The sequence below is a fragment of the Kitasatospora cystarginea genome (assembly GCF_039533515.1).
Classification (GTDB): Bacteria; Actinomycetota; Actinomycetes; order Streptomycetales; family Streptomycetaceae; genus Kitasatospora; species Kitasatospora cystarginea.
Window position 1 is genome coordinate 22,585 of sequence record NZ_BAAATR010000016.1, and the last position, 14,732, is coordinate 37,316.

General features: G+C 74.7%; 6 protein-coding genes and 1 pseudogene. 1 reads left to right on the top strand and 6 read right to left on the bottom strand.

The genetic code is table 11. The annotated features are described in order from the left end of the window. Window positions 1–3: 3 nt before the first annotated feature. Genes ABD369_RS18840 through ABD369_RS18850 form a run of 3 tightly spaced genes read right to left on the bottom strand, consistent with a single transcriptional unit; the run spans window position 4 to window position 11,830 of the window. Window positions 4–330: an acyl carrier protein gene (locus tag ABD369_RS18840; protein ID WP_425557660.1), complete on the bottom strand. Its 327-nt coding sequence runs from the start codon at window positions 328–330 to the stop codon at window positions 4–6. Further along, on the bottom strand, window positions 327–4,946 hold the full coding sequence (locus tag ABD369_RS18845) for a beta-ketoacyl synthase N-terminal-like domain-containing protein (RefSeq protein ID WP_425557670.1): 4,620 nt from the start codon (window positions 4,944–4,946) through the stop codon (window positions 327–329). Before ABD369_RS18845 ends, ABD369_RS18840 begins: the two co-directional genes overlap by 4 nt. A 47-nt stretch (window positions 4,947–4,993) precedes the next feature. Next, a complete protein-coding gene (locus ABD369_RS18850; protein ID WP_344637604.1) occupies window positions 4,994–11,830 on the bottom strand; it encodes an SDR family oxidoreductase in 6,837 nt (2,278 codons plus the stop codon). 678 nt (window positions 11,831–12,508) lie between these two features. On the opposite strand from ABD369_RS18850, the gene ABD369_RS18855 reads away from it, so the two are divergent. Then, window positions 12,509–13,180, top strand: coding sequence for a FadR/GntR family transcriptional regulator (locus ABD369_RS18855; protein ID WP_344637605.1), 672 nt, complete (start codon window positions 12,509–12,511; stop codon window positions 13,178–13,180). Window positions 13,181–13,246: 66 nt separating this feature from the next. Here the strand turns inward: ABD369_RS18855 and ABD369_RS18860 are convergent, their stop codons facing one another. The 3 genes and pseudogenes from ABD369_RS18860 to ABD369_RS18870 form a co-directional block, all read right to left on the bottom strand. Beyond that, window positions 13,247–14,104: an amidohydrolase family protein gene (locus ABD369_RS18860; protein ID WP_344637606.1), complete on the bottom strand. Its 858-nt coding sequence runs from the start codon at window positions 14,102–14,104 to the stop codon at window positions 13,247–13,249. Further along, a complete protein-coding gene (locus ABD369_RS18865; protein WP_344637607.1) occupies window positions 14,101–14,412 on the bottom strand; it encodes an L-rhamnose mutarotase in 312 nt (103 codons plus the stop codon). Before ABD369_RS18865 ends, ABD369_RS18860 begins: the two co-directional genes overlap by 4 nt. Before the next feature lie 175 nt (window positions 14,413–14,587). Beyond that, window positions 14,588–14,719: pseudogene (locus ABD369_RS18870) on the bottom strand (lactate utilization protein C); the annotation flags it as partial. Window positions 14,720–14,732 lie beyond the last annotated feature (13 nt).

Genomic DNA, 14,732 nt, shown 5'->3' on the forward strand with positions numbered 1-14,732 from the left:
CGGTCAGCCTCGCGCGGCGTTCTGCAGCTGGTTCACCACGTAGTCGACCAGCCGGCCGACGGTCAGGCCGATGATCTCGTCCAGCTCCATGCCGGCGATGAACTCGGCGAAGTTGATGTGGTCGCCCCAGCGTTCCTGGAGCCGGCCACTGAGGGTCACCAGGTCGATGCTCTCCAGTTCGAGGTCCTCGGTGAACCGGGTCGCCATGGTGACCTCGGTGTCCGCGAGGCCGTACTCGTCGAGCACGGCGGCCAGCATGCCGGTGATCTCGCGCAGGACCTCCTGGTCGGTGGGCGGGCGGTGGTTCACCGTGTGCTGACTGGTCGTCACGTCGGTAACTCCCCTGAGAGGTTGTCGGTGTCGGTGGTGGCCGCTGTCCAGGCGACCACGTACCTGCACTCGGGCAGGCCGGGTGGGCTGCCGGTATCGGTGTAGTGGATGCGGTGGGTTCGCGCCCCTCTCCCAGCCTCCGGCCGGGGGCACCCTGCTGGCCTGGCGAGCCGGACCAGCAGGGTGCCCGGTTGGGCGGAGGTGATCGCGAACTCCCGTGGTCGGCCGCGCAGTCCGGTGCCTTCGGCCTTGGCCGCCGCCTCCTTGGCGGCCCAGAACCGGGTGAACCAGAGCGCCTCGGAGCCGCCGTCCGGGTCGGCTGCGCGGCAGTCGGCGAGCAGGTCGAGTTCGGCCGGGCCGAAGGCGACGCGCAGGTCCTGCGGCGCGCTGTCGGTGACCGTCTCCAGGTCGATGCCCACGCCGCCGGATCCGGCCGGCCGGACGAGTGCGACGGCCGCCTCGGCGCGGTGGGCCAGCGAGACGTGGAGGGTCGGGAGCGTGCGGCCGTGCGCGCCGGTGACGTAGGGGCGGCCGCTCGCGTCGTTCCACACCTGGATCTCGGCGGGGAACACCGGTCCTTCACCGTGGTCCCAGAGCCACCGCCGGACGGCGTCCTTGACGGCGATCCGGCCCAGCAGCCAGCCGCGTCGGCCGCGCGGGGGCTGGCGGTGGTAGCGGTCCCGCTCGGCGGAGCCCAGGTGGTTGCGCATGATCAGGTCGCGGGATGCCAGGTCCGGCCAGCGCTCGTGCAGCAGTGTCCAGCCGCCGGGCTGCACGGTGGAGAGGGTGTTGTGTTCGGGGCGGCGTTCCACCGGTCGGGTGACGGGGTCGCTGTCGAAGCGGCGGTCCTGCCAACCGTTCACCTCCGCCCGGACCTCGCCGTCGATGAGCAACTGGGCATCGGCTTCGAGGGTGGTGTCGCCGAGGGTGGTGATCCGGATGTGGCAGTCCACTTCGGTGCCGGGACGCGGCAGCGGTCCGTACCACCGCAACCGGCGCATGCCGACGGGGAAGACCACGGTGCGCTCGGCGCGGGTGGCCATGATCCAGTAGCCGAGCAGCTGGCCGACGTTGTCCAGCAGCGCGCCGGGGGCGCCGGGTGCGGTGATCACTCCGCAGACGTGGGTGTCGCCGATCGCGGTCAGTTCGGTCAAGCCCTGGAAGGCCGGGCCGTGGAACATCCATCGCTCGTCGTAGAGCCCGGCGGCGGTCAGTTCCGGTGTCCGCTCGCCCGCCGGGTCGATCGGCCATGGCTCCGGCGGTGTGATGTGGCGATCAGTCAGTTCCACCGTGCCGCAGGCGTAGTCGCCGAAGGCCGCGGCGAGCCGGTCCGGTCCCAGCTCCTGGAGGGTGATCTCCACGTCCAGTGGTTCCGCAGCCGGGACCCACCGCCCGAACCGCAGGTCGTGGACGGTGCCGGCGACCCGGCCCGGCAGTGCCCGCTCGGCCGCGTCCATCAGGTGCTGCACGATCGTGGTGGCCGGGACCACCGGCCAGCGGTCGGCCGGGTCGGGCCAGCCGGGGCGCTGGCGGAAGAAGCAGTGGTCGAGCAGGTACGGCATGGTGGTGGCGCAGACGCGCAGCCGGCTGGTGTAGCGGCGGCCGGCGGGCTGGGCGGGCGCGGCTGCGGACGCACGGGACGGTGGCGTCGGCGATGGCGCCGTCGGCGCGGCCCGCCCGGCGTGTCGGCCGGCGGTGATCAGGTCGGCGGCGGTGCGGGCGGTGTCCCGTAGCAGGGCGTCGAGTTCGGCCGCGATCGGATGGCCTTCGGCGAGCGCCGCGAGGTCCGATGCAGGGCCTGCGGGCACGGGGGCGGGTGTGGGCCCGGGCGTGCCGGCCGGCGCCGGGGCGGTGGTGTGGGATCGGGCGAGTTCGGCCCGGAGCGAGGTCAGCGTGGCCTCGTCCAGCGCGACCAGGGCGCCGCTGAGGTCGAGCGGGACGGCGGGGTGCGGCCGGGCTGGGGCCGTCGAGGCGCCGGCCCGCGATTTCGCGGCCAGTACCGCCAGGTCGGGTTCCGCGCCGATGCTCCACAACGCCGCGGCCGCGCAGCGCAGTTGGGAGATCCCCGGGCGGTGCGGCGCGTTGGCGGCGACCACCAGGTGGTCCCGGCCGTGCAGCGTGTCGCCGACCAGCGAGCCCAACTGCCCGGTGCCCACCTGGACGAAGGCCCGGAAGCCGTCCGCGTACAGCGCCTCCACCAGACGCCGGAACCGCACCGGCTCCAGCAGATGGCGGACGAACAGTGCCCGGATCTCGCCCTGTCGCGTCGGGAACGGCGCGGCCGTGGTGCCGGACCAGACCGGCACGGTCGGCCGGTGCAGGGTGAAGCGCTCCGCGGACTGCCGGATCGGCTCCAGATAGGGGCTCAGCATCGGTGTGTGGAATCCGGACCGGAACGGCAACACCTGGCCGAGCACACCGCGCGCCCGGAACCACCGGACCAGCCGCTCGACCGGTTCCTCGGGACCGCAGACGATCGACTGCTGCGGCGCGTTGTCGTGCGACAGCACGACCTCCGACAGGCCGTCCACACTCTCCAGCGCCCCGAGCACCCGCTCCGCCGAGGCGCCGAGCGCGGCGAAGGCCAGCCCGGGAACGCGCAGCGCGTCGGGGTCGAAGGAGGACAGGAAGGAGTCCACCTCCGTGCCGGCGAAGAGGCCGCCCGCGATCATGGCGGTCCACTCGCCGACACTGTGCCCCGCGACGGCGTCCGGTGTGACGCCCAGGCGGCGCAGCGCGGTGTCGAGCAGCCGTCCGACGCCGACCACGCCCACGCCGTGCCGCCCGATGTCGCCCACCCGGTCCGTGCGGCCGGCGCCGCCGGCCGTCAGGTCGGGGCGGGGCAGCGCGAAGTGCTCGGCGACGTCGTCCACCCGCGGCGCGAACTCGCCCTCCAGGCCCGGGAAGAGGAACGCCACCCGGCCCCGTGCGGCCGCGCCCTCGCCGAGCAGCGGCTCGGGCGCGAACCACACGTCGTTGCGCCCGTGCCAGGCCCGTCCCCGGGCCACCGCGCGACGGGCCAGCGCCAGCCGCTTCGGTGTCGGGTCCACGATCGCCAGCCGGCAGCGCGGTGCGGGCACCGCGCGCTCCGGCAGGCCGGCCGCCAGCACGGTCCGGTCGTCCGCCGCCAGCAGGGCGGCCAGCTGCCCGGGCCCGTCGGCGGCCAGCCGCAGCACCCGCTCGGGTTCGGTGACGGTGGCGGAAGGTCGCGGCGGTGCGGGGCTCGGGGCCGGTCCGCCGCCGGGCGCCTGTTCCAGTACCACATGGGCGTTGATCCCGCCGAAACCGAAGGCGTTGACGGCCGCCCGACGCGGCTGCCCGGCGGTCTCCCACGACCGGGCGGTGGCCACCGTACGGAACCGGGTGGCCGCCAGCGCGGGGTGCGGGTCCTCGCAGTGCAGGGTGGGCAGCAGCATCCCGTGGTGCACGGCCAGCGCGGCCTTGACCAGTCCGGCCACACCCGCCGCGGGCATGGTGTGCCCGATCATCGACTTGACCGAGCCGAGTACCGCCCGTTCGCCGCCCACCTGGGCCGGGCCGAACACCTCGGCAAGGGTGGCCAGTTCTGCCGCGTCACCGGCCGGGGTGGCGGTCCCGTGCGCCTCCAGCAGACCGATCGCGCCGGGTGCCGCCGGATCGAGGCCGGCCGCCTGCCAGGCGGCCCGGACCGCCCGGCTCTGGCCGCCGGGGTCGGGGTTGGCGAGGCCGGCCGTGCGGCCGTCGCTCGCCACGCCGGTGCCGCGGATCACCGCGTAGACCCGGTCACCGTCGCGCTCGGCGTCGGTGAGCCGCTTGAGCACCACCACGCCGGTGCCCTCGCCGATCAGGATGCCGTCGGCGCCCCGGTGGAAGGGCCGGATCCGCTGGCTCGGCGAGAGCGCCCGCAACTGTGCGAAGACGCTCCACAGCGTGACGTCGTGGCAGTGGTGCACCCCGCCGGCCAGCACCAGGTCGCAGCGGCCGGAGGCCAGTTCACCGATCGCCTGGTCCACCGCGACCAGCGAGGAGGCGCAGGCGGCGTCCACGGTGTACGCGGGACCGCGCAGGTCCAGCCGGTTGGCCAGCCGGGAGGCGGCGAGGTTGGGCACCAGGCCGATCGCCGACTCGGGTCTCTCGGGCCCCAGCCGGTCGGTGAACGCGGTACGGACCTGGTCGAGCTGACCAGGCGTCAGTTCCGGTATCAGCTCGCCGAGGGTGCGTACCAACTGGTGTGCGCTGCGCACCCGTTGGTCGAGCCGGACCAGGCCTGGCGTGAGATAGCCGCCGCGGCCCAGCACCACGCCGACCCGGTCGCGGTCGGGCAGCCGGTCCGGACCGCCGGCGTCCTCGATCGCGGCGGCGGCGACCTGCAGCGCGATCAGCTGGTCGGGCTCGGTGCCCGGCACCGAGCTGGGCATCAGACCGAACCTGGTCGGCTGTACCTGCGCCAGTCCGTCCACGAAGCCGCCGCGCCTGCAGTAGAGCCGGTCCGCCGTCGCCGGTCCGCCGGCCGCCGCCGGATCGTAGTAGGCCACGTCCCAGCGTCCCTCGGGGACGTCCGTGATCGCGTCCACCCCCTCGACCAGGTTCCGCCAGTAGGCCGCCAGGTCCGGCGCGCCAGGCAGCAGCACCGCCATGCCCACCACGGCCACCGGCGGCTGGCCCTCCGTCCGCACGGCGGCCCTCACCAGCCCGAGGCGGTGTAGACCACGGACCGCACCGACTCCTCGCCCCAGGCGAGTTCACGCAGCAGGGCCCGGGTGCCGGCCTCCGGGTCGATCAGCCTGACGCCGCGCCGGGCGTAGTCCTCGGCCAGTTCGGGCGAGACCATCCCGCCGTGCGGGCCGGACGGCGCCCAGGGCCCCCAGTGCACGGTCAGCGCCCGCAGGCCGGTACGGTTCGCCCAGCGCGCGCCGAGCTCCTCCAGCGCGTCGTTGGCCGCCGCGTAGTCCGCCTGTCCGCGGTTGCCCAGGGCGGCGGCGATGCTGCCGAACAGGACGGTGAACCGCGGACGGGCGGGCAGGTCGGCCAGCGCCTCCAGCAGCGCCCGGGCGCCGTCGGCCTTGGTGGCGAAGACCCGGCGGAAGGACTCGGGGTCCTTCTCGGCGAGGACCTTGTCCTCGATCACTCCGGCCGCGAACACCACACCGTCCAGCCGGCCGTACTCGGTGTAGGTCTCCTTGACCGCCTGGCGCAGTGCGGCCGGATCGGCCGCGTCCACCGGGCGGTACCGGGCCTGGGCGCCGAGCGCGGACAACTCCGCGAGGGTGGCGGTGACTTCACGTGCGGCGAGCAGGCCGGCGGCGGTGCGGTCGATCTGCGCCAGCGGAACGCCCTGCCGGGCCAGCGCGGCGCGCAGCGCCGTCCGGTCCGGGGCGGCGGCCGTCGCCGGGTCCTCCGGGCCCTCGGGCGCCGCGGTGCGGCCGATCAGCTCCAGGCGGCAGCGGGCGGCGGAGGCGAGCGTCGCCGCGAACCGCGCGGTGATGCCCCGTGCGCCGCCGACCAGCAGTACCACCGCGTCCCGGTCGAGCCCGAGCGCCGCCGCCTCCGCCGCGCCCTCCCCGGCCGGGCCGGCGCCGGTGCTGCCCAGCACGCCGAGGCCGGACTCGGTCAGGGCCGGAGCCGCCCGGCCGGCCGTGCGCAGCACCACGGGCTCGTGGTCGTCCGCCCGCAGCTCGGCGAGCAGCAGGTCCGCGGCCTCCTCGGCGGACCGGCCCTCGCCGAGCTCCACCAGTCGGGTGACGCACCGCGGGTACTCGCGGGCCAGGGTGCGGAAGAGCCCGCGCAACCCGGTGGCCCGGGAGGTGTCCGCCTCGGGCGAGGTCCGGGCGGCGAGCAGCCGGCCCGGGGCGGTGGCCAGCGCGGCCTGCAGCACGGGCACCAGTTCGGGCAGCACCGGTGCGCCGCGATGGGAGAGCGGGTCGAGTAGCAGGACTCCGTCCAACGGCCCGTCAGCGTCGGATAGTTCGTGTCCGGCGTCGAAGGTCAGCGGCTCGGCCCCGGCCGAGAGGAGCCGGGCCGCCAGGGCGTCGCGGACCCCGGTGCCGTCCTCGCCGAGCAGGGCGAAGCGGCGGCCGGCCAGTGTGCCGGGTGCCTCGTCGGGCTGGGGCAGCGGGCTGGTGGTGAAGAGCAGCCGGACCGGTTCGTGGCCCAGGACGACGGCGGGCGGCGGGTCCTCGGCCGGCGGCGCCTCGGCCGGTGGTTCCCCGGCCGGCACCGGTGCGGGGCCGGCGAGCCGGGTGGTGAGGCACTCGGTGATGGCGGAGGCGGTACGGGCCCGGGAGAGCTCCTCCAGCTCGTCGTCGGTGAGGCCGGCGAGGTCGCCGTCCGCTCCGGTGAGATGGCGGGCCAGCCGGCCGATGATCTCGGTGCGCTTGATGGAGTCGATCGAGAGGTCGGCCTCCAGGTCGAGGTCGGGTTCGATCATGTCGGCCGGATAGCCGGTGCGTTCGCTGATCACGGCCACCACGGCGGCCATCAGGTCCACCGGTTCCCGCCCGGCCGGCTCGGGGGCCGCCGGGGGCTGCGCGACGGTGCTCGCGGGCTCGGGCTGCGCGGGCGCGGCCAGCGCCGCCGGCACTGCGTACGCCGGTGTGGCCCGGACCGGCTGCGCGCGTACGGACGGCTCGGCGCCGGGCCCGCCGAAGTAGCTGAGCAGTACGTCCCGCTGGGCCGCGATCAGCTCGCGGCTGCTGCGCAGGAAGTCGGCGACGAGCGCGTCTGCGCCGTTGGGCTGCGGTACCTGCGTGGTCACCAGGGTCTCCGGTACGAGTCGGGCCGGTGCGAGCGCACCGGGCAGCAGTTCTCCGGCAGCGGTCCGCACCAGCTGCCCGTCCACCGTCCAGCCGGGCCGGCGTGGCGCCCGCGCCCGGCTCGCGTCCACCGCGTCCCGGCCGCGCAGCAGCCGGCCGGTCCGCACCGGCACGCCCGCGACGGCCAACTCGGCCAGGGCGTCCAGGAATCCGGACAGTCCGCGGCGGCGGCCCTCGAGAGCGACCGCCTGGTGCGGCCGGTCCCCGAGGACCGACGTCACCAGGCGGGTCAGCACCGACCCCGGCCCGGCCTCGACGAAGACCCGGGCGCCCGCCAGGTACATCGCCTCGATCTGCTCCGCGAACCGCACGGGCGCGCCGATCTGCGCGGCGAGGTGGGCCCGCACCGCGGCCGCGTCCGCCGGGTAGGCGCTCGCCGTGCGGTTCGACCAGACCGGGAACTCGGGGGCCCGTACGGCGCGGCGCACCAGTGCCGCGGCGAACCGCTCGCCCGCACCCGCCACCAGCGGGCTGTGGAAGGCACAGGCCACCGGAAGCCGCTTGGCGCCGTACCCGGCCGCGCGCAACTCCTCGACGGCGGCGACCAGTTCCTCCGTCGGCCCGGAGACGACCGTCTGCCGGGGCGCGTTGCGGTTGGCCGCCACCACCCGGCCGTCCAGCCCCGCCGCCCGCAGTACGTGCTCAACCTCCTCGGCGCTCGCCGTGACCGCGGCCATCGCCCCGGGATCGGCATCCACGCCGATGGCGTCCACGATCGCCCGCGCTCGCTCGGCGCTGAGAGCCGGCAGGTCCTCGGCCGCCAGCGCCCCTGCCGCGCACAGTGCGACCAGTTCGCCGTAGCTGTGGCCGCCGGCCAGCTGCGGGCGCACCCCGGCCAGCCCCAGCAGGTCGCAGGCGGCCAGTCCGGCCATGCCCAGCACCGGCTGCGCGACCACGGTGTCGGTGACGGCCTCGCGCCGCCGATCCCGTGCCTCGGGAGTGAAGGCCGCCGGAGGGTAGAGTATCCGCGCGTAGTCCGGGTGCAAATGGTGCTGCACACCCGGGAAGGCCGCGAAGAGCTCCGCGAACATCCCCGGCCGCTGACTGCCCTGCCCGGGGAAGAGGAACGCCACCGCACCCTCCTCCGGCTCGCCCCGCCCGGCCAGGTGCAGCCCGGCCGCCGGATCGTGCTCGCCGGCCAGCGCGCGGCGCAGCAGCCCGGCCAGCTCCGCCCGGTTCGCGGCGACCACCGCCACCTGCACCGGCCCGTGGGCCGACTCCGCCCGGCGGGCGGCGGCCAGCGCGAGGTCGCGCATCCGCCAGGGCTGCTCCGCCAGTTCGGCCAGGCGGAGCAGTTCGGCCACCCCGCGCAGTGCGCGCTCGCGGTCGGCGCCGCGGAAGGTGAACAGCTCGGCCGGCCACTCCTGCAGGCCGTGCACCGGCGGTGGTCCGGCGTGACCGCTCAGCACCGCATGGAAGTTGGTGCCGCCGAAGCCGAACGCGCTCACCCCGGCGACCCGTTCGGCCGGCGGTGCGGCCCACGGGCTGGCCTCGGTGTGGAAGCCGAACGGCGTCTTGCCCTCCTGCCAGGCGGAGTTGGGCTGCGAGAGGTGCAGGGTGGGCGGCTTGACCCCGGTGTGCAGGGCGAGCGCGGCCTTGATCAGCCCGGCCAGTCCGGCGGCGCACTTGGTGTGGCCGATCTGCGACTTCACCGAACCGAGCGCGCAGCTCTCCGGCGCCGCCCCCGCCTCGGTGAACACCTCGACCAGGGTGGTCAGTTCGGTGCGGTCGCCGACCACCGTGCCGGTGCCGTGCGCCTCCAGCAGCCCGACCTCGGCCGGGCTGACCCCGGCGCCGCGGTACGCGCGTTCCAGCGCCGCCCGCTGGCCCTCCGGACGCGGTGCGGTGAGTCCCAGCGAACGGCCGTCACTGGCGCTGCCGATGCCCTTGACCACGGCGTAGATCCGGTCGCCGTCCCGTTCCGCGTCCGCCAGCCGCTTCAGCACCAGCGCGGCCACGCCCTCGCCGAGCGCGATGCCGTCCGCCGAGGCGTCGAAGGGCCGGGACCGGCCGGTCGGCGAGAGCGCGTGCACCGAGGAGAACAGCAGGAAGTCGTTGATGCCGTTGTGCAGGTCCGCGCCGCCGCACAGGACCAGGTCGGCGGTGCCCTGGACCAGCTCCTTGCAGGCCACGTCCAGCGCGGCCAGCGAGGAGGCGCAGGCCGCGTCCACGGTGAGGTTGGCGCCGCCGAGGTCCAGCCGGTTGGCGATCCGGCCCGAGATGACGTTGGCCAGCATGCCGGGGAAGGAGTCCTCGGTGAGCGTGGGCAGTTGCCCGGCCAGCGCCTCGGGCACCGTGCCGAGGTAGGACGGCAGCACCGCCGCGAGCACCCCGGCGTTGGACAGGTCGCTGCCCGCCTCCGCACCGAACACCACGCCCGTCCGGGACCGGTCGAAGGGCCGGCCGCCCTCGCCCGCGTCGTACCCGGCGTCCGTCAGAGCCCGGCGCGCCGCCTCCAGCGCCAGCAACTGCACCGGCTCGATGCTGCCGAGCGCGGACGGCGGGATGCCGTAGCTCAGCGGGTCGAAGGGGATCGGCGGCAGGAACCCGCCCCACTTGGACGGCGTGGTGCCGGGCGCGCCGTCCGGCGAGTGGTACAGCGCCGGGTCCCAGCGCTCGACGGAAACCTCGGTGACCGAGTCCACCCCGGCCAGGACGTTGGCCCAGAAAGCGGGCAGGTCGGGCGCCTGCGGGAACATTCCGGCCATCCCGATCACCGCGATGTCCAGCGGCTTCGGCTCCGCCGCCGGGCGGGGCCGCGGGTCGAGCCGGTCGCTCAGCTCCTCGGCCCGTTCGGCGAGGAAGGCGGCGGCGCCGGTGCTCACCGCGGTGTGCAGCTCGGCCAGCGTCGTGGTGGCCGAACGCAGTACGGCCACCTGGCCGGCCATGAACATCCCCCGGGCCAGCTGCTCCTGCTCGTCCACCTCGACCAGCGCGCCCGCGACCCGGTCCACGCCCTTGCCGGCGATCCGCAGCCGCCCGACGTTCAGCCGCTCCAGCCGCTCCCAGGTCTCCCGGTCCGGCACACCCCGGGCCCGCAGCCGCTCCCGCTCCCGGGCGAACTCGGCGGTGAACGGGCTCGGCACGCACCGGGTGGCGTGTCCGGGCGCGGTCTGCAGCACCTCGGTCCCGTGCGCCGCCAGCACCTGCCGCTGGAACTGCGGTTGCACCGCCCCGCAGCCCACCGCCTCCTCGGTGAACAGGTAGGCCGTGCCCATCAGGACGCCGGCGGCCACCCCGCGCGCGGCCAGCGGCGCGGCCATCGCCGCCACCATGGCCGCCGAACGCTCGTCGTGCACCCCGCCGGCGAACAGCACCTCAAGCCCCGGCCGGGCATCGGGAGCTGCGCCGTCCAGGAACTCCGCCAGCACCGCCAGCTGCGCCTCCCACAGTGGAAAGCTGTGCCGCGGGCCGACGTGGCCGCCGCACTCGGCGCCCTCGAAGACGAACCGGCGCGCGCCGTCCTCCAGGAACTGGCGCAGCAGGCCGGGGGAGGGGACGTGCAGGAAGGTGCGGATGCCCGCCTCCTCCAGCGCCCGGGCCTGGGACGGGCGCCCGCCGGCGATCACCGCGTGGCTGGGTCGTGCCGCCAGCACCTCGGCCAGCTGGGCTCCTCGTACCTCCTCCGGTGCGAAACCCAACACCCCGACACCCCACGGGCGTTCACCGACCGCCTCGGCGGTGCGGGCGAGCAGCTCGCGGGTCTGCTTCGGGCCGGCCAGGGCCAGCGCGACGAACGGCAGCGCACCGGCTCCGGCCACCGCGGCCGCGAAGCCCGGCCGGTCGCTGACCCGGGTCATCGGGCCCTGGGTCACCGGCAGTTCGGTGCCGAGGGTGGCGCTCATCGGCGTGCCCGGTCCGAGTAGCGCCGTCGTGGCACCCGGTGCCGCGAGCCCCCGCAGCCCGTCGAGTATCGCGTCCCGCATGGCGGGCACGGCGCGTCTCGCGGTGCCCCATCTCTCGGCGAAGTCAGTGGCGAGGAAGCCGTCCTGACCAACGGTCAGTTCGAGCTCCGGTTCGGGTGAACCCGGCCGCCGGCGGCGCAGCACGCGGTGCCCGTCGGCCAGGATGGTCTCGGAACCGTCCATGCCGCGCACGGCCGCAGCGGTCTGCTCGCCGACCGATGACTCGGCGAGCAGTGCGAGCTGGCTGTCCAGCACCACGCCGGCCGCACCGCCGGCCACCGCCGCCACCGCGGTGTGGACGCCGATGCCGCCACAGGCCCAGACCGGCAGCCCGACATCGGGCGCGGCCAGTAACTGCTGGAGCAGCACGAAGGTGCTCAACTCGCCGACCCGTCCGCCGCTTTCACTTCCACGGGCGATCAGCCCACAGGCCCCTGCCCGGACGGCCTCGCGAGCCTGCTCCAGGTCGGTCACCTCGACCAGAACCCGGTGGCCGCTGGCTGGCAGTACGGCGGACAGCCACTCGGGAGGCGCGGCGGCCAGCACGACGGTGTGGGGTACGCCGTTGGCGGGGCCCAGCTCCTCGGGTGTGATCCGGCAGTCCCGGCCCACCCGGATGCCGAACGGGCCTGGCGCCCACTCGCGCAGGCGGATGAGCTCCTCCCGGGACCGGCGGTCGCCGGTCCCGAGGTCCAGGACCCCCGACCCGCCCGCGCGGCACACCGCCGCGGCGAGCTGGGCGTCCGGTTCTTGGAAGGGGGTGATCCCGATGATGAGATCGGCAAGCTGCGAGGTGGGCCGCATGGACTCTCCGGTGGGGGGTCGCGGAGCAACAGAGGACGTGCGAGGACGATCCGTACTCCGGACGGGGCGCTCCGGAGCTGCTGAGCTGCGGACTGCTGCGAAGTGCTTCGAAGTGTTGCGAAGTGCTGAGCTGCGGGACGGTTCCCGAGGATGCAGGGGCATGCCGATGCGTACTTGCGGCGTTCCTGCTCACTGGCGACGATAGCCGGTGTCACTGCGTGCCAGGTTAAGCTCACGTTTCGCGTTCATGCCAATGTAGCGCACACCAGGTTGCCTCCGTCACCCCTTCAACCGCACCGCAAGGAACATGACGCCGAGTCAGGTATTCGGAGCGCGCGTGCCCTCCCAAGGGCGGCCGGCGCGACCGCACGGCAAACGGTCCGCCTCCTCGAGGACCACTCGCTCGCCGAGGCCGGCCTCAACGCGACCGGCAGCCTCCTGGTGGGCCTGGCCGCCGCAGCCGGCGGCCACGCGCTGCTGAGCCGGTGACCGGGGTGCCTCCCGCACGGGGCGACACCCCGACCGCAGTCGTCGGATGACCGGGCGACCTGGTTTCAGTACGGTGTTTCTGCTGCTCAGAGGTCCGCTTCCGGGCGTCTCCCAGCACCTGAGGGCGCTGTCCGGCGCGACCAGGTGCATACTTGCTCGTCAAACATCGGACCAGTGGAAGGCACTGACGTGGCTGTCACCGACGAGGCCATCGAGAAGATCAAAGCGATGATCCTCTCGGGTGCCCTCAAGCCGGGGGATCGGCTGCCCAAGGAGCCCGATCTGGCGGCGGAGCTGGGGCTCTCGCGGAACTCGCTGCGCGAGGCGGTGAAGGCGCTGTCGCTGCTGAACGTGCTCGACGTACGGCAGGGCGACGGTACCTACGTGAGCAGCCTGGAGCCCCCGCATCTGCTGGAGGCACTCACCTTCATCCTGGACCTGCACCGGGACGAGTCCGTGCTGGAGCTGTTCCAGGTGCGGGCCATCCTGGAGCCGGCCGCCGCCGCGCTGGCCGCCCAGCGGATGACCGACGAGCAGCTCGCCGAGCTGCGCGAGATCCTCGACCGGCTCGGTGAGAACCCGACGGTGGAGGCCCTGGTCGCCAACGACCTGGAGTTCCACGGCCGGATCGCGGCGGCGGTGGGCAACAGCGTCCTGTGCTCGCTCATCGACTCCCTCTCCAGCCGGACGGCCCGCGCCAGGATGTGGCGCGGGCTGACCCAGGAGGACGCCGTCCAGCGGACCATCGCCGAGCACCGGGCGATCGTCGAGGCACTGGCCGCCCGTGACGTGGAGACCACCCGTGCCCTGGCGACGGTGCACATCACCGGTGTCGCGGAGTGGCTCCGCCGGGCGCTCTGACGGGCGAGCCCTGACGCGTGCCGCGACGGGCGAGCTTGGACTTCTGCCCGGCGCCGTGGCCGGCGGTCACAGCGCCAGGCGGTACACGCGAGCCGCGTTCCCCCGGAACACGGCATCCTTGTCCGCCGGGCTCAATGTGTCGGTGAGCCGGTCGGCGACCTCCACGATCGCACCGTAGGCGGCCTCCAGCGTCGACACCGGCCAGTCGGAACCGAACAGCACGCGCTGCGGGCCGAAGGCGTCCAGGACCGTGTCGGCGTAGGGCTGGAGGTCCGCGACCTCCCAGGCACCCGGCGTCGCCTCGGTGACCAGGCCGGAGAGCTTGCACACGGTGTTGGGCAGCTCGGCGAGCCGGCGGACGTCGGCCGCCCACGGGCCGAGCGCCCCGGAGGCGATCGGCGGCTTGCCGAGATGGTCGAGTACGAAGGTCAGCCCGGTGAGCCTGGCGGCCACGGCGACGGCTGCGGGCAACTGGTGCGGCCTGACCACCAGGTCGTAGGCCAGGCCGGCGTCGGCGACGGCGGTCAGACCACGCTGCACGTCCTGGCGAAGCAGCCAGTCGGGGTCGGGCTCCTGCTGGACCTGGTGCCGGATGCCCACCAGCCGGTCGCCGCCCGGCCCCTCGCGCAGCACGGCGAGGGCGTCGGTTGTGCCGGGGTCGGTCAGGTCGGTCCAGCCGACCACACCGGCGACCAGCCGGTTGCCGGCCGCGAGGGCCAGCAGCTCCGGGGTCTCCTCGGGGACACAGACGGTCTGCACCACCACGGTGGCCGTCACCCCGGCCGCGCGGGCCTCAGGCGTCAGATCCTCGGCGGAGAAGGAACGGTTGAGCGGCGCGAGCGCCTCGCCGGTGATCCAGCTCTGCGGCCGGACCGCCAGGTCCCAGACGTGGTGGTGGGCGTCGATGATCCCGCGGCCGGTCACAGCTCCCACACCCTGGGAAGACCGGCGCAGGCGCCGTCGGCGGAGTAGTCGTGGACGACCTCCAGCAGCTCCGCCATCCGGGCCTGCCAGGCGATGTTGACCGGGAGCTGCTCCAGTTCGGCGAGCAGCCGGGCGTAGTCCTCGCACTCCAGCAGGTGGAAGAGCTCGACGCCGCTGCGCCAGATGGTCCAGGAGGACACGCCGGCCGACCGGATGGCGTCGGTCAGCTCGGTGGGGACCTCGCGGTGGGCAGCCTCGTACTCGGTGATCCGGTCGGCGCGGACGCGGGTGTGCAGGGCGACTCTCACGGCTCCTCCGTGGTGACGATGATGATGTCCAGGGTGCGCGGGCCGTGCACGCCCTCGACGCGGTCGAGTTCGATGTCGCTGGTGGCGGACGGTAGACGAAGGTCAGCGGTCGCGCCGGATCCAGCCGGGAGAGCGCCTCGGGGACGTCGTCGCAGATCTGCTCCGCGCGGATGACGCACAGGTGGTAGTCGGGGGACGGGGTAGGGGCGCGCCTGCCCTGACCGGGCCCGGCCTCCAGGACGACGGTGCCGGTGACGGCGATACCGACCGCGGCGGGGGTGAGCGCGCCGTTGAAGCGGACGACCAGCGGTACGGCGTCC